This window comes from Rhodococcus sp. IEGM 27 (genome assembly GCF_033142305.1).
Lineage (GTDB): Bacteria > Actinomycetota > Actinomycetes > Mycobacteriales > Mycobacteriaceae > Rhodococcus_F > Rhodococcus_F oxybenzonivorans.
In genome coordinates this window covers 948,035-973,124 of sequence record NZ_JAWLSG010000002.1, presented here as the reverse complement: position 1 = coordinate 973,124, position 25,090 = coordinate 948,035, and the positions used below count along the sequence as shown (strand labels likewise).

Annotated in this window: 1 protein-coding gene; it reads left to right on the top strand. The window is 68.3% G+C overall.

Going from position 1 to position 25,090, the window contains the following annotated elements:
- Positions 1 to 85 precede the first annotated feature (85 nt).
- Positions 86 to 25,033 carry a non-ribosomal peptide synthase/polyketide synthase gene (locus R4P95_RS10935; protein WP_411567405.1) on the top strand — a complete coding sequence of 8,316 codons (24,948 nt, stop codon included), beginning with the start codon at positions 86 to 88 and terminating at the stop codon, positions 25,031 to 25,033.
- Positions 25,034 to 25,090 lie beyond the last annotated feature (57 nt).

Genomic DNA, 25,090 nt, shown 5'->3' with positions numbered 1-25,090 from the left:
GGTGAGAACCCGTTGCCCACCGAAGGAATGGATCACCTACAGCAACAGTCAGCAACACCGTCCCGACCCGGAGGGAATCCAGGTGATGCTCGAGTTCACAGACGGCGGTCACCCGCACGACACAGCCGGGGACGTGCGCATCGATCCCATCGAGCGCGAACACCGGCCGCTGGGTCTCGATCTCGTCTTCTCGCTCACCGAATCCGAATCGGGCGGCGGCATCGACGGCCGTGTGCTGTACGCAACGGACGTGTGGGATCGCAGCAGTGCCGAGGCGCTGGCGGGGCGTTTCGTTCGCATCTTGCGGGCGGTGACGACCGATCCGGCGGCGCCGATCGGGGACGTCGCCCTGCTCGAGCCCGCCGAATACGCGGAGTTGAGTCCCGTTCGCGGCGACACCTCCGTGGAGCCGCGGACTCTGCCTGCGTTGCTGCGGCACGCGGTGGAGACGGGAAGCGACGGTGTGGCGCTGGTCTTCGAAGGCCGCACGCTGACCTATCCGGAACTCGACGAGCAGTCCGACCGCCTCGCGCGAATGCTGACCCGCCGCGGTGTGGGGCCAGGCACGGTCGTGGCACTGGCGATTGCGCGGTCGATCGAATCGGTGCTGGCCACCTGGGCGGTCGCGAAGTCCGGCGCCGCCTTCGTGCCGGTCGATCCGCACTATCCGCCCGACCGCATCGAGCACATGCTGACCGACTCCGGCGCCCTCGTCGGACTCACCGTCACCGCACATCACGACGCCCTACCGCAGACGGCACCGTGGCTGGTGATGGACGACCCCGAGTTCGGGCAGGCACTGGCCGACCAGCCGCCCGGCCCCGTCACCGACGCGGACCGTCTCCGGCCGCTGCGGTTGGCCGACCCGGCCTATCTCATCTACACCTCCGGCTCCACCGGCACCCCCAAGGGTGTCGTCGTCACCCATGTCGGGCTGGCCAACTTCGCTGCCGACCAACGCGCACGGTTCGGTGTCACACCGGAGTCCCGCACCCTGCACTTCTCGTCGCCGAGTTTCGACGCCTCCATTCTCGAACTTCTGCTGGCGGTCGGTGGTGGAGCGACCATGGTGGTCGCCCCCTCCACGGTGTACGGCGGCAGCGAACTCGCGGACCTGCTCCGGCGAGAGCAGGTGACGCATGCCTTCGTCACCCCGGCGGCGCTGGCGTCGGTCGACCCCGGCGGTCTCGACTCGATCCGGTGTGTCGTGACCGGCGGGGAGAGTTGTCCTCCCGCCCTGGTGGAGCAGTGGGCACCGGGCCGGGTGATGTTCAACGCGTACGGGCCGACCGAGGCCACGGTGGTGGCCAGTGTCGCCGGACCGCTGGTCGTGGGGGAGCCTGTCACCATCGGCCGGCCGTCCCGCGGTGTCGACCTGCTGGTGCTCGACGCACGCCTGCATCCCGTCCCCAAGGGGGTGCCGGGCGAGTTGTACATCACCGGTCACGGTGTGGCACGGGGGTACCACAACCGGCCGATCCCGACGGCCGAACGGTTCGTCGCCGACCCGCACGGGGCACCGGGACAGCGGATGTACCGCACCGGCGACCTGGCGCGGTGGAACCTTCGCGGCGAACTGGAATACTTGGGCCGCACCGACTTCCAGGTGAAGATCCGTGGCTTCCGCATCGAACTCGGTGAGATCGACGCCGTCGTACGGTCGCATCCCGCCGTCGCGTTCGCGACCACGGTCGGGCGCACCGCCCCCTCCGGGGACACGGTGCTGGTGACGTATGTGCTGCCCGAGGTCGGCGCCGAACTCGTCGTCGAGAACGTCCTCGAACACGCGGCGGCCGTGCTGCCGCCGCACATGGTGCCCGCACGCATCATGGTGCTCGCCGAGGTCCCGCTGACCCCGGCCGGCAAGCTCGACCGGAAGGCGTTGCCGGAACCGCACTTCGAGGCCACCTCCACGGTGTACCGGGCGCCGGGAACTTATACGGAGATACGGGTCGCGGAGGTGTTCGCGGACCTGCTGGGCATCGAACGAGTCGGCGTCGACGACAGCTTCTTCGACCTGGGCGGTGATTCACTGGTCGCCACCCGGGTGGTCTCCCGGGTCAACACGGCACTCGGCACGGAGATCGGGGTGCTGGACCTGTTCGAGGCGCCGAGCGTGGCGCTGCTCAGTGCCCGCATCGATGCCCTCGGGCCCCGCACGTCGGCACGCCCGCCGCTGGCGCCGCGCACCACTGCCGGCCCGGTGCCGGTGTCGCTGGCGCAGCAGCGGATGTGGTTCATCAACCAGCTCGACACCGCATCCCCGGCCTACAACATTCCGGTGGCCATCCGGTTGCGCGGCACCCTCGACGTGGAGGCATTGCGTGCCGCGGTGCGTGACGTCCTCGAACGGCACGAGTCGCTGCGGACCGTCTTCCCCAATACCCCGAACGGGCCGTTGCAGGTGGTGCTGCCGGTCGCGGACGTCAGCCCGGACCTCGACGCGGTCGAGGTAGCTCCCGACGAGCTCGACATCCATCTGCTCGCTGAGGCGGCGACCGGGTTCGATGTGACCGTGCAGCCGCCGATCCGCGCCAAGCTGTGCCGGACGGCGACCGAGGATCATGCGCTGGTCTTCGTGGTCCACCACATCGCGGCCGACGGACTGTCGATGACTCCGCTGACGCGGGACGTCATGGTGGCCTACCACGCCCGCGCCGCCGGTGAGGTCCCGCAGTGGGCGCCGCTCGAGGTGCAGTACGCCGATTTCTCCGTGTGGCAGCGGGAGCTGCTCGGCTCCGCCGACGATCCCACCAGCGTGCTGTCCCGGCAGCTGTCGTTCTGGGCCCGCACTCTCGACGGCGCCCCGGAGGTGCTGGATCTGCCCACCGACCGGCCGCGCCCGGCACGGCAGTCGATGGTCGGCGGTACAACGGATTTCACCATCCCGGCACGTCTGCACGCCGCCCTGCTCGACATCGCCGGCGCCCACGACGCCAGCCTGTTCATGGTGGTGCACGCCGCCCTCGCGGTGCTGCTCTCCCGGTCGAGCGGATCGTCCGATGTATCCATCGGCTCCCCGGTGTCGGGTCGCGGCGAGCGGCAACTCGACGACGTCGTCGGCATGTTCGTCAACACCGTGGTTCTGCGCACCGAGGTCGATCCGGAAAGCAGCTTCCCCGAAATCCTCACCCGCACCCGGACCGCCGACCTCGCCGCCTTCAGTAACACCGACCTGCCGTACGAGCTACTGGTCGACGAGCTGAAACCGGCACGCTCCGAAGCCCATTCGCCGCTGTTCCAGGTGATGCTCGTGCTCCAGGGCTTCGCGGACACCCGGCTCGAGCTTTCCGGGCTCGAGGTGGAAGTCCAGGGGCTCGAGACCGGTGCCGCCAAATTCGACCTGCAGGTGATCCTCACCGAGCACATCGAGAGTTCCGGCGCACCCGGCCCGATCGACGCCCAATTCTCCTACGCCGCAGAGCTGTTCGAGCCGTCCACGATGGCCGCCCTCGCGGAACGGTTCGTCACGCTGCTCGACACCGTCACTACCCACGCCGAGGCGAAGGTCGGCGACATCGAGTTGAGCGGCCCCGACGAGAACCGCCGGATCCTGCAGGAGTGGAACGACACCACCACCGTCGTACCGTCCTCGGCCACCCTGGTCAGCCTCTTCGAGGCCCAGGTGCGGCGCACGCCGGACGCGGTGGCAGTGGTGTTCGGGGAAGACGAATTGCTGTACGCGGAGTTCGATGCCCGCGCCAACCGGCTCGCCCGCGAACTCCTCGCCCGCGGCGTCGGTCCGGAATCCCGGGTGGCCGTGTCGTTGCGGCGTTCGCTCGAATTGATGATCGCCATCTATGCGGTCGAGAAGACCGGGGCCGCCTACGTTCCCCTCGATCCCGACCATCCGGCGTCGCGTATCGCCTACGTCCTCGACAACGCCGCGCCGACGTGTGTCCTCACCTCGGCCCGTGATCGCTCCGAAGGGCTCATGAGCGAAGCCGGGAGCTCCGCGATCGAAATCGACACCCTCAACCTGGCGGCCCGGACGAGCACACCGATCACCGACGCCGAGCGGGGCGGATCCATCCATCCCGATTCGACGGCCTACGTGATCTACACCTCCGGTTCCACCGGTAGGCCCAAGGGCGTTGCGGTGAGCCACCGGGCCATCGCGAATCGGTTGCTGTGGATGCAGGACACCTATCACCTGGACCACACGGACGTGGTGCTGCAGAAGACACCCGTCACATTCGACGTGTCGGTGTGGGAACTGTTCTGGCCGCTCGAGGTCGGAGCCCGGCTGGTGCTCGCGGCGCCGGACGGTCACCGCGACCCCACGTATCTGTCACACGTGATCGCCGACCATCAGGTCACGACCATGCACTTCGTGCCGTCGATGCTCGCCGTGTTCACCGCGGGCGCGGAGCCCGACCTGTGCGGTTCGCTGCGCCAGGTGTTCTGCAGCGGTGAGGCGCTCCCGCCTGCCACGGCCGACGCCTTCCGGGACTTCGGAACGGCGGCGCTGCACAACCTGTACGGCCCGACGGAAGCCGCCGTCGACGTCACCTATTGGGAATGCACCGAGGCCGACCGGGTGTCGGTGCCGATCGGTGCCCCGGTGTGGAACACCCAGCTCTACGTCCTCGACGCCCGCCTGCATCCGGTGCCGGTCGGCGTACACGGTGAGCTGTACCTGGCCGGTGTCCAATTGGCCCGCGGATATGTCGGGCGTCCCGACCTCACCTCCGACCGCTTCGTGGCCAACCCGTTCGGCGAGCCTGGTCAGCGCATGTACCGCACCGGCGACATCGTCCGGTGGCGTGCCGACGGCAACGTCGAGTACATCGGCCGGCGCGACTTCCAGGTGAAGCTGCGCGGACAGCGGATCGAGCTCGGCGAGGTGGAGGCCGCGCTGCTGGCGCATCCGTCGGTGGCGCAGGCCGTGGTGACCGTGCATCGCAGCGAGGCGACGGGGGAGAGCCTGGTCGGTTATGTGATCCCGGTGGCCGGCGTGGAGATCGACACCGCCGACATTCGCGACACCGCGGCCGAGTCGCTGCCTGCGTACATGGTGCCCACCCGCATCATGGTGCTCGACCGGTTCCCCCTCGGCGCCACCGGCAAGTTGGATCGCGGTGCGTTACCAGAGCCGGAGTTCTTGAGCCCGTCAACCGAATTCGTGACTCCACGCAATCCGATCGAGGAGATCCTCGCCTCAATTTTCGCGGACCTCCTCGGAGCACCGCGGATCGGCGTGTACGACAGCTTCTTCGACCTCGGCGGCAACTCCCTGGTGGCCACACGGTTGGTGGCTCGGGTCAATGCGGCACTGGGCAGCCGCATCGGTGTCCGGGAAATCTTCGACGCCCCGAGCGTCGCCACGCTGGCCACGCGGATCGAGTCCGAGGCCGTCCACAACGCCGAGCGTCCACCGCTGGTCGCCGGCGATCGGCCGGAGCGGGTGCCGGTGTCGCTGGCGCAGAAGCGCATGTGGTTCATCAACCAGTTCGACATCGATTCGCCCGCCTACAACATCGCGCTCGCGGTGCGACTGACCGGTGACCTCGACGACGACGCCATGCAGGACGCCGTCGCCGACGTCCTGGAACGGCACGAGTCGCTGCGCACCCGCTTCCCGATGGTCGACGGCGAACCCGTCCAGGTCGTCCTCGACACCGAGGACGTGGTGCCGGATCTCACCCCCGTCGAAACATCGGAAGACGACCTCCCGCAACACATTGCGCGTCTGGCCGGCGCCGGATTCGATGTGACGGTCGCGGTGCCGGTGCGCGCGGCCCTGTTCTGCACCGCACCCGAGGACCACGTGCTGGTCATCGTCGTGCATCACATCAGCGCGGACGGCTTCTCGATGGCGCCCCTCGCCCGGGACGTGATGACCGCGTACGCCGCCCGCACCGGTGGCCAGGCACCCGACTGGGCGCCACTGACCGTGCAGTACGCCGACTTCGCGCTCTGGCAGCACCGGGTGCTCGGCAGCGCCGACGACCCGGACAGTCTGCTCGCCGCCCAGCTCGACTACTGGACCCGAACCCTCGCCGGACTTCCGGAGTTGCTGGCGCTGCCCACGGACCGTCCACGGCCGACCCAGCAGTCCTTCCGCGGTGGTGTCCACTCGTTCAGCATCGACCCCCAGGTGCACAGCCGGTTGATCACCACAGCGAGAGAACACAATTCGAGTGTCTTCATGGCAGTGCACGCGGCCCTGGCCGTCCTGCTCGCCCGGCTCGGCGACACCGATGACGTCGCGGTGGGAACGCCGATCGCCGGTCGTGGTGACGCTGCCCTCGACGACATGGTGGGCATGTTCGTCAACACCCTCGTGCTACGCACCCCGGTGAAGCCGGGTTGCTCCTTCTCCGAACTCCTGGCCAAAGTCCGCGATACCGACCTCAGCGCTTTCCATCACTCGGACCTCCCGTTCGAGCGACTGGTGGACGCCATCTCGCCCGAACGTGCGACGTCGCATTCACCGCTGTTCCAGGTGGTACTCGAGTTCCGCAACAACGAGCGGCCACGTCTCGAGCTGCCCGGGCTGACCGTCACGGGGCTCGACCTCGCCACCGACATCTCCAATTTCGATCTCCAGCTGACCCTGACGGAGGAGTTCGGGGTGTCGGGGGAGCCGGCGGGCATCTCGGCCGCCTTCACGTACGCGGCGAGTCTGTTCGACGCGTCGACGATCGCCGGTTTCGCCGATTACCTGCAGCGGATCTTCGACGCCGCCACGGCGGATCCGGAGCGCGCCGTCGGGGACATCGAGCTGATGGTGGCCTCCGAGCGCGCCGCGCTCACCCCGGTGATGGACGCACCCGACACCGAGCTGCGCACACTTCCCGAACTGCTCGCGGCCGCTGCAGCGACGGATCCGGAGGCGGCCGCACTGATCTACCAGGGTCGGGAGGTGTCGAACCGGGATCTCGATCAGCGATCGAACCGGCTGGCCCGCCTACTGATCGGCCGCGGCGTCGGCCCCGAATCGGTGGTGGCGCTGGCAATGGGCCGGTCCGTCGAATCGGTTCTGTCCCTGTGGGCGGTGGCCAAGACCGGCGCCGCGTTCGTGCCGGTGGACCCGGATTACCCGACCGACCGCATCGTGCACATGCTGACCGACTCGGGCGCGCAGCTGGCCCTGACGGTGACCGAGTTCCGGTCCGCTCTTCCTGAATGCGTCGACTATCTGGTCGTGGACGCACACGAGCTCGGTGACGACCTGGCCGAACAGTCGTCGGCTGCCGTCACCGATGCCGACCGAACGCTGCCCGTCGCCTTGGACAACACCGCGTATCTGATCTACACGTCAGGATCGACCGGCATGCCGAAGGGCGTCGCCGTCACCCACCGGGGCCTGGCGAATTTCGCGACGGACGAACGCACCCGATTCGGCATCACCGCGACCTCGCGGACCCTGCACTTCTCCTCCCCGAGCTTCGACGCCTCAATCCTCGAGCTGCTGCTCGCCGTCGGGTCCGGGGCGACGATGGTCATTGCGCCCTCGACTGTCATCGGCGGCGCCGAACTCGCCGATGTACTTCGTGAGGGCCGGGTCACCCACGCGTTCATCACCCCTGCTGCGATGGCGTCGGTGGAACCCGTGAATCTCGATCACCTCGAATGTGTCGTGACCGGTGGTGATGTGTGCCCGCAGGAGCTGGTGGCGCAGTGGGTCACCGCAGACCGGCGGATGTTCAACGCTTACGGCCCCACCGAAGCGACCGTGGTGTCGAGCGTGACCGGTCCGATGGTGCCCGGCGAACCCGTCACCATCGGCAGGCCGCCGCTGGGTACGGGCGAAATGGTGCTCGATTCGCGGCTGCACCCGGTGCCGAACGGGGTGACCGGCGAGTTGTACGTCACCGGTTCAGGACTCGCGCGGGGCTACCGGAACCGGGCCGGCACGACGGCCGAGCGGTTCGTCGCCAACCCGTACGGCGGCCTCGGCGCCCGGATGTACCGGACCGGTGACCTGGCGCGGTGGAACCGCGACGGACAACTGGAGTACCTGGGCCGCAGCGACTTCCAGGTGAAGATCCGCGGCTTCCGCATCGAGCTCGGCGAAATCGAGACGGCCCTCGCCCGCTACCCGGGCGTGGCCCATTCGGTGGTGTCGGCGCACAAGGGCAGTACCGGGGTGAACCGGCTCGTCGGCTACGTCGTGCCGACCAACGGCGCCGAGCTCGAGCCGGAGGCCGTCCTCACCTTCGTCGGCAGCTTCCTTGCGCCCTACATGGTGCCGTCCGCGTTGATCGTTCTCGACGCGCTGCCGCTGACCCCGGCGGGCAAGCTGGATCGGCGGGCACTGCCTGAGCCGGACTTCGGCGCCCGCGTGTCGTCGGGGCGCGCACCGGTCTCGGAGATGGAATCGGTGCTGGCCGACCTGTTCGCCGAAGTCCTCGGACTCGAGTCGGTGGGCGTGGAGGATTCGTTCTTCGCACTCGGCGGCGACAGCATCATGTCGATCCAATTGGTGGCCCGCGCCAAGTCGGCGGGTGTGGTGCTGACCCCACGGGACGTGTTCGAGGCCAAGACGGTGGCCGGGCTGGCGGCGGTGGCGTCCTGGGTGGGCGACTCCGACGTGGTGGTGCTCGAAGAGCTGCCCGGTGGCGGCGTCGGTGCCATGCCGACCACCCCCATCACCGCGTGGCTCCTCGAGCGCGGTGGCGAGTTCAACCGCATGTCGCAGTCGATGTTGCTGACCGCGCCCCCGAATCTGCGCGCGATCGAACCGTTGATCGAGACGTTCCAGGCTGTACTCGACCGGCACGACATGTTGCGGGCACAGCTGATCGTCGGGACCGACGAGTCGCATCTCGAGGCGTGCCCGGTCGGCTCGGTGGCCGCGCGCAACATTCTGCGTCGGGTGCCCGTGTCCGCAGCTCCTGGCACCTCCGAGTTCGCCGGCGCCGTCATCGCGGAACTCGATGCGGCACTGGACCGTCTCGACCCGGCGTCGGGTTCGATGCTTCAGGTGGTCTGGTTGGATGCCGGTGACGCCGGCGGCCGGTTACTCGTGGTCGCACACCACCTGGTGGTCGACGGGGTGTCGTGGCGGATTCTGGTGCCCGATCTCGCGACGGCGTGGGCGCAGGTTTCGGCGGGTCAGGAGCCGGTCCTCGAGCCGGTCGGCACGTCGATGCGGCGCTGGGCGCACGGACTGGTGGACCAGGCGGGTGAGCGGGCCGTCGAACTCGACCTCTGGCAGCGGATCCTCGACTGCGAGGACCCGCTGATCGGTAGCCGACCACTCGATCCGAACATCGATGTGAACGCCACCGTCGGCAGGATCACCGTCGAGCTGCCGGCCGAGGTCAGCGAGGCGATCCTCACCGCCGTGCCGGACGCGATCCACGGCAGCGTCAACGACGGGCTGCTCACCGCACTCGCGATGGCCGTCACACAGTGGCGCAGGTCCCGGCTCGTCACCGGTGCCCATGGGCGGCCCGTCGACGGCACGCTCGTCAGCCTCGAAGGCCACGGGCGAGAAGACCAGGTGGTCCCCGGTGCCGACCTCGGCCGCACCGTCGGCTGGTTCACGGCGATGTTCCCGGTGCGCCTGGACCTGTCGGGCATCGACCTCGACGAGGCCTTCGATGGTGGCCGGGCCGCCGGCTCGGCGATCAAGGCGATCAAGGAGCAACTGCTCGCCATCCCCGACCACGGCATGGGCTACGGCATGCTGCGGTACCTGAACCCCGACACCGGACCCGTGCTCGCGGATCGCTCGCTGCCTCAGATCAGCTTCAACTACCTGGGCCGGTTCGCCGCCGACCTCTCCGAGGCCGCGACCCGCGCCGGGTGGGCGCCGACCGGTGAAGTCGACATGGACCGCGCCCAGGACCTCGACACACCCGTCACCTCCGCCATCGACATCAACGCCGTCACCACCGAGGTCGAGGACCGCCCGCAGCTGCGCGCGACGTGGGCCTACGCGGCGGGTGTACTCGACGTGACCGAGGTGCGGGAACTCGCGGAACTGTGGGTGCAGGCGCTGACCGCGCTCACCACCTACGCGTCCCGCCCCGACGCCGGCGGAATCACCCCGTCGGACCTGGACCTGGTGTCCCTCGACCAGGACACGATCGACCGCGTCGAGGCCCGCTTCCCCGCGCTGTCCGACATCTGGTCGCTGTCGCCGTTGCAGTCCGGTCTGCTGTTCCACGCACTCCTGGCCGAAGAGTCGATCGATTCGTACACCGTGCAGATGACGATCGAGCTCCGCGGTGCGGATTCGGCGCGGCTGCGGTTGGCGGGGCAGGCCCTGCTCGACCGGCACGCGAATCTGCGGGCATCGTTCGTCTACGACGAAGGTGGCACCCCGATCCAGGCGATTTCCCGGCAGGTGGAGCTGCCGTGGACGGAGATCGACCTGTCCGGTCTCGACGCCGACGCGCGTGCAGCCGAGATGGACCGCGTCGCCGACGCCGACCGGCGACGTGGGTTCGACATGTCCACCCCGCCGCTCATCCGGTTCACGCTCATGCAGGTGGGCGGGGACGAACAACATTTGATGGTCACCAACCACCACATCCTCCTCGACGGCTGGTCCATGCCGTTGCTGATCCGCGACCTGCTGACGCTGTACGCCACCGCGGGCGACACCGCCGCGCTGCCCCGGGTGAACCCTTACCGTGACTACCTCGCCTGGATGTCGCATCGCAGCACCGAGGAGTCGCTCGGCGTCTGGGCACGCGCCCTTGCCGGTCTGGAAGGACCCACCCTGCTCGCACCGGCCGACGCGGCCGCCCAGAGCACCGACGAATCGAGTGAACTGATCGTCGAACTCGACGACGACGACACCGAACTCCTCAGCGCGCTCGCCCGAGAGCGGGGCATCACGCTGAGCACCTTGATTCGCACGGCATGGGGAATTGTGTTGGGCAGCTTGACCGGCCGCACCGATGTGGTCTTCGGTGGCACCGTGTCGGGCCGGCCCCCGCAGATCCCCGGAATCGAATCGATGATCGGCTTGTTCATCAACACGCTGCCGGTTCGCGTCGTGCTCGATCCGTCGGAGACGCTGGGGGAGTTGCTCGAGCGCATTCAGAGTGAGCAGGCGGCGTTGCTCGATCACCACTATCTGGGGCTCACCGACATTCAGGGCGTGGGCGGCGACGGCGCCGTTTTCGACACCCTGACGGTGTTCGAATCGTATCCGGTGGACCGGGCGGGCCTCACCGAGAACACCGACATCGCCGGCATGAACGTTCTCGACGTGCACGACCGCGCCAACGCCGCGCACTATCCGCTGGCGGTGATCGCCTCCGCGCACGAACGCCTGCAACTGAAACTCGAGTACGTTCCCACCTTGTTCGACGGTGACGCCGTCGCCCGCATCGGTGACAGAGTGGTCCGGGCCCTGATGGCACTCGCCGAGCGGCCGAATCTGCGGTTGGCACAGTTGCGGCTGCTCACCGAGGCCGAGGAGACCGCGCTGGTTCCGGTCCGGGGACTGCCGGGCCGTTCCGTGCGGACACTGCCGGCGATGTTCGCGGAGACCGCCGCGGCGGCCGGTGACGCCACCGCGGTCGTGGCCTCACACCGCCGGTTGACCTACCGGGAACTCGACGAACGGTCCAACCGCTTCGCGCGACTGCTGCTCCGCCGCGGTGTCGGACCGGAAGATTTCGTCGCCCTGGGCATTTCGCGCGCCCTCGAATCGATCGTCGCAGTGTGGGCGATCGCCAAGACGGGTGCAGCGTTCGTGCCGGTCGATCCGGGCTACCCGCGTGAGCGAGTCGAACACATGCTCGGCGATTCGGGCTGCAGGTTCGGTGTGTGCGTGAACGCGGACCGCGGCCGGTTGCCGGCCGCCACGACCACGTGGTTGACGCTCGACGACCCCGAGACGGTCACTGCCGCAGCCGAGATGTCGGCCGATCCGGTCACCGACGACGAGCGTGTCGTGCCACTGCGATTCGCGCACCCGGCGTACATGATCTACACCTCGGGATCGACGGGCACCCCGAAGGGTGTGGTGGTCAGCCACCGTGGCCTCGACAACTTCGCCGAAGAACAGCGCGCCCGGTACGGGACCGACTCCACGTCGAGGACGATGCACTTCTCGTCGCCGAGCTTCGACGCGTCGGTCCTCGACTACCTGATGACCTTCGCGGTCGGCGCGACCATGGTGATCGTGCCGACGTCCGTCTACGGCGGTGACGAACTGACCGAACTGATCCGGTCCGAGGGCATCACCCACGGATTCATCACTCCCGCCGCGCTGGCGTCGGTGGACCCGGAAGGCCTCGACGGCTTCCGTACCGTGGCGGTCGGGGGCGAGGCCGTCCCGCCGGAACTGGTAACGCGCTGGGCCCCGGGCCGAAATATGCTCAACGCCTACGGCCCCACCGAGTCCACCATCGTCGCCAACCTCAGTGATCCCCTGGAAGCCGGCGAGCCCGTGACGATCGGCGGACCGATCCGTGGTACCGCCGAGGTCATCCTCGACGCCTGGCTGCAGCCGGTCCCCGTCGGTGTCGCCGGGGAGCTGTACATCAGCGGTGAAGGACTTGCCCGCGGCTACCATGCGCGGGCGGGGCTCACCAGCGAACGGTTCATCGCGAATCCGTTCGGTGAGCCGGGCGAGCGCATGTACCGTACCGGTGACCTCGCGCGCTGGCGTCCGGATCGAACAGCGGAATACCTCGGCCGCAGCGACTTCCAGGTCAAGGTTCGTGGTTTCCGCATCGAACTCGGTGACATCGACAGTGCCCTCGCCGGGCATCCCTCCGTGGCGTTCGCCGTCACTCTCGGGCGCCCGGGGCCGACGGGTGACACCGCACTCGTGTCCTATGTGCTGCCCGAGGCCGACGCAACACTCGAGCCGCCGGAGCTGAAGCAGTGGGCGGCGGAACTGCTGCCCGCCCACATGGTTCCGTCGAGCATCATGATTCTCGACGAGATCCCGTTGACCCCGGTGGGCAAGCTCGACCGGGCGGCTCTACCGGAACCACAGTTCCTGCCGACGACGGACGAGTTCCGCCCGCCGTCCACGGTGCTCGAGCACACCATCGCCGACGTCATCACCACCGTCCTCGGGATCGAGCGGGTCGGCATCGACGACAACTTCTTCGACATCGGTGGTAACTCGCTCATCGCCACCCGCGTGGCCGCCCGGCTCACCGCCGAGTTGGACACCCAGATCGGAGTGCGCACCCTGTTCGAGGCGCCGACGATCCACGCTCTCGCCCGCATGATCGAATCGACCGCGTTCGCCCCCGCCGGGGACGGCGACCATGCCAGGGTTCCGCTCGAGCCGAGGCAGCGACCGGAGCACGTGCCGGTGTCGCTCGCGCAGAAGCGCATGTGGTTCCTCAACCAGTTCGACACCTCGTCCGCCGCGTACAACATTCCGCTCGCGGTGCGGCTGACCGGACGGCTGGACGTGGAGTCGCTGCGCGCGGCCGTCACCGACGTCTTCGTCCGGCACGAATCGCTGCGCACCGTGTTCCCCTCCCACGATGGGGAACCGACGCAGGTCGTGCTCTCGCCCGGACAGTGGACACCGAATCTCGAGATTGCCGACGTGGCGGACAGCGAACTCCACGAGCACATTGCCGCGCTCGCGACCGCAGGGTTCGACGTGACCGCCGACGTGCCGATTCGTTCGGCACTGTTCGCTCTCGCGCCGGACGAGCACGTGCTCGTCATCGTGGTGCACCACATCTGTGCCGACGGCTTTTCACTCACTCCGCTCGCCAGGGACGTGATGGCGGCCTACGCGGCCCGCATCGCGGGTAGCGCACCGCAGTGGAGCCCCCTGTCGGTGCAGTACGCCGACTACACGCTGTGGCAGCTCGAACAACTCGGCAGCGAAAGTGACTCCGAGTCCCTCATCTCCCAGCAACTGCGGTACTGGACAGAGCAGCTCGCGGACCTGCCCGAGATCCTGCAGCTGCCCACGGACCGCGCCCGGCCGGTTCAGCAGTCGTTCCGCGGCGCCCAGGTCGACTTCACGATTCCGGCCGAGCTGCACCGTTCGCTGTCTGCGTTGGCGCGCAAACACAACTCGACCATGTTCATGGCCGTGCACGCAGCCCTGTCCGTGTTGTTGTCGGCGTTGTCGTCCACCGAGGACATCGCGGTGGGGACACCGATCGCCGGTCGCGGTGAGGCGGCACTCGACGAGATGGTCGGCATGTTCGTCAACACCCTCGTCCTGCGGGCCGCCGTCGACCCCGCCGGGGGCTTCGGCGAACTCATCGATCAGGTGCGGGCCACCGACCTCGCGGCATTCCACCATTCGGACGTGCCGTTCGAGCGGTTGGTCGACGTGCTGGCACCGGAACGGTCCACCGCGCATTCCCCGCTGTTCCAGGTGCTGCTCGAATTCCGCAACAACGAGACCCCACGTCTCGAGCTTCCGGAATTGACCGCTACGGCAGTCGATTTCGACCTCGAGGTGGCCAAATTCGACCTGCAGCTCAGCGTCGAGGAACGCTTCGACGAGGAGGGGACCGCAGCCGGGATCACCGCGGCGTTCGTCTACGCCACCGACCTGTTCGACGCCGGAACCGTGCGCACCATCGCTGACCGGTTCCTGCGGGTCCTCGGTGCGGTGACCGCCGATCCGCACGGCCCCGTCGGTGACATCGAACTCACCGACGCCGCCGAACGGGCCGCCATGGCGACCGAGTGGAACACCGTCGGCGTCGATGCCGGTCACGACACACTGGCGGACCGCTTCGCGCAGACCGTCGCCCGGTTCCCCCAGGCCACCGCGGTCACCTCCGAGGACGTGGCGTACACGTACCGCGAGCTCGACGACCGCTCCAACCGGTTGGCGAGGTTGCTCATCTCGCGTGGAGTCGGCCCGGAAACCCTCGTCGCGGTAGCGCTTCCACGTACCTGCGATCTGATCGTCGCGTTGCTCGCCGTGATCAAGTCGGGCGGTGGATATCTTCCGGTCGACATCACCTATCCCGCAGACCGGCTGGCGTTCGTCTTCGAGGACGCCGCACCGAACTGTGTGATCACCACCGTCGGCGACGCATCGGCGCTTCCGGAATCCGGGACGCCCGTCATCCTCCTCGACGACATCGAGACCGACGCCGATCTCGGCCGGCTGTCACCGGCGGCGATCACGGACGACGATCGGGTCACCGCCCTCGATGCGTCGTCGGTGGCCTACGTGATCTACACCTCCGGGTCGACGGGCCGCCCGAAGGGTGTGGTCGTCTCACACCGCAACGTGCTCACCCTCTTCGCGAACACCCAGCCGCTGTACGGATTCGACGAGAACGACGTCTGGACGATGTTCCACTCGTATGCCTTCGACTTCTCCGTGTGGGAGTTGTGGGGACCGCTGCTCTACGGCGGACGACTGGTGGTCGTCGACTACTACACCGCCCGGTCACCGGAAATGTTCCACGAACTGCTCCGCAACGAGCAGGTGACGGTCCTCAACCAGACGCCGACTGCGTTCTACCAACTGGCCGAGACCGACCGGATCGTCTCGGAGATCGACGTGACCGCAGCTGCACTGGCGTTGCGGTACGTGATCTTCGGTGGAGAGGCCCTCGACCTCGGTCAACTGGGACGCTGGTATGCCCGGCACGACGACTCCGCGCCGGCCCTGGTCAACATGTACGGCATCACCGAGACCACCGTTCACGTCAGCTACCTGCGGCTCGACCGCGTGTTCGCCGAGTCGGCCTCGGCCAGTGTGATCGGACGCGCCATCGCCGGGCTGCGTGTGCACGTGCTCGACCGGCGCCTGCATCCCGTACCGCCGGGCACCATCGGCGAAATGTACGTGTCCGGCGAGCAGGTCACCCGGGGCTACCTCGGCCGTGCGGCGCTCAGCTCCACCCGGTTCGTCGCCGACCCGCTCGGGTCCGGCACACGGATGTATCGGACCGGCGACCTGGCGCGCTGGAACGCCGGGGGGCAACTCGAATACCTGGGCCGCAGTGACTTCCAGGTCAAGATCCGCGGTTTCCGCATCGAACTCGGTGAGATCGAGTCGGCGTTGCTCCGCTACCGCGGGATCGCGCAGGCCGTCGTCCTGACCCGCGACGACGGCCACGGGGGCAACAGGCTGATCGGATATGTGGTGCCCGAGTCCGGGTCCACCGTGGAGGTGTCCTCGGCGCTGGAATTCCTCGGCACCCAGCTCACGTCCTACATGGTTCCCGCGACCCTCGTCGTCCTCGACGCCCTGCCGCTCACCGGCAACGGCAAGCTCGACCGCCGCGCGCTGCCCGAACCGGACTTCGGCGCCCGGGTGTCCGCGAGCCGGGCACCCACCACCGAAATGGAAACGGTGCTGGCCACGTTGTTCGCCGAGGTTCTCGGACTGGACTCGGTGGGTGTGGAGGATTCGTTCTTCGCGCTCGGCGGTGACAGCATCATGTCGATCCAGTTGGTGGCCCGCGCCAAGGCTGCGGGTGTGGTGCTCACCCCGAGGGACGTGTTCGAGGCCAAGACGGTGGCCACCCTCGCCGAGGTGGCGTCCTGGGCCGGGGCTGCCGACGTGGTCGTCCTCGAGGAGTTGCCCGGTGGCGGGGTGGGCGACATGCCGACCACCCCCATCACGTCGTGGCTGCTCGAACGCGGCGGCGACTTCCGCCGCTACACCCAGACGGCGCTGCTCGCCCTGCCCCCGGCAACCGACCGCACGATGCTCGAGCGCACGGTCCAGGTGGTCGTCGATCACCACGACATGCTGCGCGCCCGCCTGGCCGGGCCCGCACCACGGTGGCGTATCGAGGTGCGCGGGCCCGGGTCCGTCGACGTCCGCGAGTTCCTCCACCGCGTCGAGGTGCCCGCGGTGACCGGTTCCGCCTTCGTCGAGATCGCCACCCGCGAACTCGACGAGGCCGCGGGACGACTGGACCCGGTGGCCGGTGTCATGTTGCAGCTGGTGTGGTTCGACGCCGGTGACGGCGGCGGACGGTTGCTGGTGGTCGCTCATCACCTCGTGGTCGACGGGGTGTCGTGGCGGATCCTCGTCCCCGACCTGGCCACCGTGTGGGCGCAGCTCTCCGCGGGCCAGGAACCGGTCCTCGAGCCGGTCGGTACGTCGATGCGCCGGTGGTCCCACGGTCTCGCCGGCGCTGCCGTGGACCGCGCCGGGGAACTCGACCTGTGGCGCGAGGTGCTCAGCGGTGACGACCCGCTGATCGGGTCGCGGCCACTCGACCCGGACGTCGACGTGGCGGGCACCGTGGAGAAGCTGACCGTCGAAGTGCCCACCGACGTGACCGACGCACTTCTCACGAAGGTGCCCGAGGCATATCACGGCGGAGTCAACGACGGCCTGCTCGCGGGACTGGCGCTGGCACTGGCGCGGTGGCGTGCCCGGTCGGCGCGGCGCACCCACGGTGCAGGCTGGGCCCAGTCACTGGTCAATCTCGAAGGCCACGGTCGTGAAGACCAGGTGCTGCCGGGTGCGGACCTCGGCCGCACCGTCGGTTGGTTCACCGCGATGTTCCCGGTGCGCCTGGACCTGTCGGGCATCGACCTCGACGAGGCCTTCGACGGTGGCCGGGCCGCCGGCTCGGCGATCAAGGCGATCAAGGAGCAACTGCTCGCCATCCCCGACCACGGCATCGGCTACGGCATGCTGCGGTATCTGAACCCGGACACTGCAGAAGAACTGCGCGCGCTGCGCCAACCTCAAGTCACGTTCAACTACCTCGGACGGCTGGGCGGGACAACGTCGACCGATACCCACGGACACCCGTGGGTTCCGGTGAGCGACACCAAGCTCGACGACGTTCCCGCCTCCGACATCCCGGTCGCCTCGGTGCTCGACATCAACGCCGTCACCGACGCCGCCGCCGACGGAAACCGGTTGCGCGCGACATGGGCGTTCCCGGCCGGTGTCCTGACCGAGGCGGAGGTACGTGAACTCGCCGAACTCTGGGTGCAGGCACTCACCGCGTTGACTGTCCATGTGTCGCGGCCCGGTTCGGGCGGGGTGACGCCGTCCGACCTCGACCTCGTCAGCCTCGACCAGACCGCGATCGACCGCCTCGAGGACCGCTTCCCGGCACTCGCGGACATCTGGTCGCTGTCACCCCTGCAGTCGGGCCTGCTGTTCCACGCGCAGTTCTCCGACGCCGCCGTGGACCCGTATCTCGTTCAGCTGACCCTCGAACTGCGCGGGCAGGTCGATGCCGACCGGATCCGCCGCGCCGGCCAGGCACTGCTCGATCGGCATCCCAACCTGCGGGCCGCATTCGTCCACGACAGCGCGGGGGCCTCCGCCCAGATCATCCAGAACGGTGTCGTCCTGCCGTGGTCCGAGTTCGACCTCTCGGATCTGGAACCGGCCGAGACCGAGCGGGACTACGACCGGATCCTGGAGCGAGACAGGGCGGTCAAGTTCGACATGTCGCAGGCACCGCTGCTGCGGCTCGCGCTGATCCGGCTCACGGACCAGGACTACCGGCTGGTCCTGACCAATCACCACATCCTGCTCGACGGCTGGTCGACGCCGCTGGTCATCCGTGACCTGCTTACCCTGTACGCCACCGACGCCGACGGCAGCCTGCTGCCGCGGGTGCACTCGTACCGCGACTACCTGTCGTGGATGCGACGCCACGACATCACCGAGTCACTCGCGGCGTGGCGCGCCGCTCTCGACGGAGTGGACGAACCGACGCTGCTCGCGCCGATGGACCGTGCCGAAGCGCATTCGGCGATGGCCGAGGAAACCGCCTTCACCCTGTCGGAGGAACAGACCACCCGCCTGCGTGAGCTGAGCCGTGAGCGCGGACTGACCCTCAACACGGTCGTGCAGACGGCATGGGGCATCGTGCTGGGTGGACTGATCGGACGCACCGATGTGGTGTTCGGCGGAACCGTGTCGGGCCGGCCGCCGGAGATCCCCGGCATCGAGTCGATGGTGGGTCTGTTCATCAACACCCTGCCGGTCCGGGTGGCGCTGAACCCCCGGGAACCGTTGGGAGAGCTGCTCACCCGCGTCCAGAGCGAGCAGGCGGCATTGCTCGATCACCATTACGTGGGGCTCACCGACATCCAGTCGGTGGCCGGGCTCGGGGCGGGCTTCGACACGCTGACCGTGTTCGAGTCGTATCCGGTGGACAAGGACGGGCTGACCGAGCACACCGATATCGCCGGCATGTTCGTCACGGGTATCGGGGGCAAGGACTCGGCGCACTATCCGCTCGCCGTGGTTGCGTCCGGTGACGAGCGACTGAACCTGAAATTCGAGTACCTGCCGGAGGTGTTCGAGGAGCGCGCGATCGACGAGATCGCGGATCGCCTGCAGCGAGTACTCGCCGCCATCGCCGATCGGCCCGAGATCCCCCTGGCGCACATGCAATTGCTCACCGAGTCCGAACTCGCCGAGTTCGCTCCGGTGCGGGGGCGCCCCGGTTTCTCGGTCCGGACCCTCCCACAGATCTTCGAGGACGCGGCCGCGCTCGATCCGAACCGCACGGCTCTCACCTTCGAGGGCCGGAACGTGTCCTACCGCGAACTGAACGAGCGTTCGAACCAGTTGGCGCGTGTTCTGATCGCGCGCGGCGCGGGCCCGGAGGCGTTCGTGGCGCTGGGAATTCCCCGGTCCATCGAGTCCGTTCTCGCTGTCTGGGCGGTCGCCAAGACGGGCGCAGCCTTCGTCCCGGTCGACCCCAACTACCCGATCGACCGCATCGAGCACATGCTCACCGATTCCGGTGCCACCATCGGACTCACCACGACGGCATACGAGAAGGACCTCCCCGACACGGTGCCGTGGCTGCTGCTCGACTCCCCGAAGTTCGAGAAGGCGTGCCAGGCGAAACCGGCTCTGCCCGTGGCAGATTCGGATCGGAAGTCGCCGATCAGCCTTGACAACGCTGCGTACATCGTGTACACGTCGGGTTCGACCGGTAAACCGAAGGGCGTCGTGGTCACGCACGAGGGACTCGACAACTTCGCCGAGGATCAGCGTCAGCGATTCGGGGCCACCCAGACCTCGCGCACGCTGCACTTCTCCACTCCGAGCTTCGACGGGTCGATCTTCGAGTACCTGCAGGCCTTCGGCGTCGGCGCAACCATGGTGATCGCCCCACCGACCGTCTACGGCGGTGCCGAGCTGGCCGAACTGATCCGTGCCGAACACGTCACGCACGCCTTCGTGACCACGGCTGCTCTGGCCACGGTCGATCCCACGGATCTCGACGAGTTCCAGCACGTGACCGTCGGTGGGGAAGCGTGCCCGCCGGAACTGGTGACGCGGTGGGCCCCCGGCCACAACCTGTTCAATGGGTACGGCCCCACGGAGACCACCGTGATGGCCAACATCAGCGACCCGTTGGCGGTGGGCGAGCCGATCACGATCGGCGGACCCATCCGCGGTGTCGAGGAGCTCGTCCTCGACGCCCGGCTCCAGCCCGTCGCGGTGGGTGTGCCCGGCGAGCTGTACATCACCGGCGCCGGCCTGGCGCGGGGCTACCACCAGCGGCCCGCGCTCAGCAGCCATCGCTTCCTCGCCAACCCGTACGGTGAGCCGGGGGAGCGGATGTACCGCACCGGCGACATCGTCCGGTGGCGTGCCGACCACTCGGTCGAGTATGTGGGGCGCAGCGACTTCCAGGTCAAGATCCGCGGCTTCCGCATCGAACTCGGCGAGATCGACGCCGAGATCGCCACCTTCCCGGGCGTCAGCTTCTCGGCCACACTCGGCGTGCCCGGACCGTCCGGAGACACCGTTCTGGTCACCTACCTGCTGCCTCTGACGGAAGGCGGGGTCGACCCGGCCGCGTTGACGGCGCACCTGTCCACACGGCTTCCCGCGCACATGGTGCCGTCGAGCATCATGTTCCTCGACGAGATCCCGCTGACACCGGTGGGCAAACTGGATCGTTCGGCGCTGCCGGCGCCGGAACTCAACGTCCACACCAAGGAGTTCCGCGCGCCGTCCACCGATCTCGAGCGGACGATCGCGGACATCTTCGCCGACGTCCTCGGACTCGAGCGGATCGGCGTCGACGACAACTTCTTCGACCTCGGTGGCAACTCCCTCGTCGCGACCCGCGTCACCGCCCGGCTCCGTGATGCGCTCGACACCGACATCGGAGTTCGGGCACTGTTCGAAGCGCCCGACGTGCGATCGCTCGCCGAGCGGATCGGCGAGGGTTCCGTTCCCGGCGGGGGTGCCCGCCCGCCGCTCGCCCCCGTCGAGCGACCCGAGCTGATTCCGCTGTCCCTGGCGCAGAAGCGGATGTGGTTCCTCAACCAGTTCGATCCGTCGTCGCCCGCCTACAACATTCCGCTCGCGGTGCGGCTCACCGGACGGCTCGACGAGGAAGCGCTGCGGTTGGCCATGTCGGACGTGCTCGAGCGGCACGAGACGCTGCGCACGGTGTTCCCGACCGTCGGCAACGAACCGACCCAGCGGATACTTCCGGCGGAGCTGGTCCGGCCGGAATTCACGACCGCCACGGTGACCGCGGAGGAGCTCCCGGCGCGCATGCGGGAGCTGGTGTCCCGCGGATTCGACGTCAGCACCGACCTGCCCGTGCGCGCCGCCCTCTTCCGGACCGATCCCGACCATCACGTCCTCACGATCGTGGTTCATCACATCTGTGCGGACGGGTTCTCCCTCGCCCCGTTGGCGAGGGACGTCATGGTCGCGTACGGCGCGCGGCTCGAAGGAGACGGTCCGCAGTGGGCGCCGCTGCAGGTGCAATACGCCGACTACACCCTGTGGCAGCACGCCGTGCTCGGGTCGGAGGACGATCCGGCGTCGCTGATCAACCGTCAGCTCCGCTTCTGGTCACAGACTCTCGCCGGACTGCCGGACGTCATCCAGTTGCCGACCGACCGGCCACGCCCCATTCAGCAGAGTGTCGAAGGCGATCGGGTGGAGTTCGCGATCGACGCCGACCTGCACCGACGGTTGACAGCGCTCGCCCGGGAGAACAACGTCACCATGTTCATGGCGGTCCATGCCGCCCTCGTGGTACTCCTGGCTCGCCTGGGCAGCACCGATGACGTCGTCATCGGGACACCGGTCGCCGGCCGCGGGGAAACCGCTCTCGACGACATGGTCGGCATGTTCGTCAACACGCTTGTCTTGCGGAGTCGCATCGATCCCGCGACGACGTTCACCGAGCTGGTCCGTCAGATCCGCGAAAGCGATCTCGCCGCGTTCGCGCACTCGGACCTGCCATTCGAACGGTTGGTGGAGGAGTTGAACCCGAGGAGGTCCACGTCCTACTCGCCGCTGTTCCAGGTGGCTCTCGAGTTCCAGAACAATGAGCGCGCGTCGCTCGAGCTGCCGGACCTGCGGGTCGAGGGCGTGGATCTCGAGACGAGGGTGGTCAAGGAAGACCTCGAGGTCATCCTCGCCGAGCAGTTCGACTCGGCCGGTGCCCCCGCCGGGATCAGCGGTGGCCTCGACTTCGCGGTGTCGCTCTTCGACGAGGAAACCGCCCGCAGGATCGCCGACCGGTTCGTCCGCGTCCTCGCCGCCGCTACCGCCGACCCCGAGCAGTCCATCGGGACCCTGCCCATCCTCGACGAGGCGGAACAGGAGGAGTTGGCTCCAGCCCGCGGCAAGCCGGAGGTCCGGCCAGAGCTGTGGCCCGACATCCTCGCCGCCGCGGCGGCCGTCGCTCCCGAGGCGACAGCCCTCACCTTCGAGGACCGTCACGTCAGCTACCGCGAACTCGACGAATGGTCCAACCGACTGGCCCGGGTCCTGAGGGCCCACGGTGTGGGCCCGGAAACGTTCGTCGCACTGGGCATGCCGCGCTCCATCGAAGAGGTGGTGTCGATCTGGTCGGTGGCCAAGTCCGGCGCGGCGTTCGTGCCCGTCGATCCGACGTATCCCCGTGATCGCATCGAATACATGCTCACCGACTGCCGGGCATCGGTCGGGATCACCGTTGCCGAGCGTCGGGACAATCTGCCGGAATCCGTCCCGTGGCTGGTGCTCGACGACGAGGAATTCGCGGAGCAGGTGGCAGTGGTGTCCTCGGAGCCGATCACCGACGCCGACCGGACGCGACCCCTCCACCTCGGGCATCCCGCCTACCTGATCTACACCTCGGGTTCGACGGGCAAGCCCAAGGGCGTCATCGTCACCCATCGGGGCATCGCCAACCTCACCGCGGAAGAGCACGAGCGTTTCCTGGTCACCCTCGACTCGACGGTGTCGCACCTGGCGTCGCCGAGCTTCGACGCCTCGGTGTTCGAGCTGATGATGGCGTTCGGCGCCTCGGCTCGGCTGCTGATCATCCCGCCGACCATCTTCGGCGGCGACGAACTCGCGGACCTGCTGCGCAGGGAACAGGTGACTCACGCGTTCATCACCCCGACCGCGCTGTCCTCGATGGAGGATCGCGACCTCGACACGCTGCGGATGCTGGCCGTGGCCGGCGAGGCGTGCCCGCCCGAGCTGGTCGAGGTCTGGGGCCGCCACCGCCGCATGCACAACGGGTACGGTCCGACGGAAACGAGCATCCAGGCCAGTGTCAGCGCCCCGATGCGACCCGGTGGGGTGGTCAACATCGGTGCTCCCGCCATCGGCTTCGAGTACCTGGTACTGGACGAGCGGCTGCAACCCGTCCCGGCGGGCGTCCCCGGTGAGCTGTACATCGCCGGGCCCGGATTGGCGCGGGGGTACCACAAGCGCGCGGCCCTCACCTCGGAACGGTTCCTGGCCTGCCCGTTCGGCGAGCCCGGACGGCGCATGTACCGGACCGGTGACGTGGTGCGGTGGCGCGGGGATCACACCGTCGAGTACATCGGCCGCACCGACTTTCAGGTGAAGGTGCGGGGCTTCCGCATCGAACTCGGTGAGATCGACGCCGTTCTCGCCCGCCATCCGGCGGTGGCCTTCGCGGCCACGATCGGGCACACCGGGCCGTCCGGAGACACCCTGCTCGCGGCCTACGTGCGCGCCGTCGACGGCCACGACCTCGATCCCGCGGAACTGCGCACCTACGCGGCCGAGCGACTGCCCGCCCATATGGTTCCCTCGGCCGTGGTGGTGCTCGATCAGGTGCCGATGACCCCGGTGGGCAAGCTCGACCGCAAGGCGTTGCCGGCGCCGGAGTTCGGGACCACCGCGGCCGCATTCCGCGCACCCGACACCGAGACCGAACGTGTCGTCGTGGAGGCGTTCGCGGAGGTGCTCGGAGTGGATCGGGTCGGGACGGCGGACAGCTTCTTCGACCTCGGCGGCAACTCGATCGTCGCGACCCGCGTCATCACCGTTCTCCAGGAACGGCTCGGCCGGCGGATCCCGCTGCAGTCGATGTTCCTCGATCCGACACCGGCGGGACTGGCGCGCCGGATCGACACCGACGGCGGCGGCGAGTCAGCCGTCGACGAGGCGCTGCGCGTGGTGATTCCGCTGCGACCGACGGGGGAGACGCCTCCACTGTTCTGCATCCATCCCGGGATCGGGCTCTCGTGGGGTTACGCCGGGTTGCTGCAACACCTATCGCAGGACCGTCCCGTCTACGGCCTGCAGTTGCCGAGCATCAGCGGAGGACCGACCTTCGACTCGATCGAGGAGCTCGCCCACCACTACGTGCGCGAAATGCGGAGCATCCAGAGTTCCGGGCCGTACCACCTGCTCGGGTGGTCCCTCGGCGGCATCATCGCGCAGGCCATCGCGGTGGAGTTGCGGCGGGAGGGCGAATCCGTCGCCACCCTCGCCCTGATGGACAGCTACGTGATCGGTGACGCCGACGCCACCCCGGACAGCCTCACCGTGTCCGAGTTGCTGCACGGTCTCGGGCTCGACCTCGAGTCCGAGGGCGAAGACGGAGAACTCACCTACGAGCGCGCCGTCGAACTGCTCGACGAGGCGTTCGGGCAGAAGACGGGGATCACACCACAACACCTCGAGCGCATCAGCCTCGGGTTCACGAACTCGTCGAGACTGATGAACGAGTTCCGTCCGCAGCAGTTCGACGGGGATCTGCTGTTCTTCACTGCGGCGTCGTCACCTGCGGAGCACTCACCCGTGGAGTGGGCGCAGTGGGTGAGCGGACGAATCCGGGAAGTGAAGCTCGAGTGCGAGCACAACCAGATGATCGAGCCGGAGGTCCTTGCGGTCATAGGGCCGGTGCTCGAGGAGTATCTCGATCTGCCCTGAGCCGATGCGTGCCCGCGGCCCCGCTGTGACGGGTGGGCCGGTCCGATTGCAGTGACG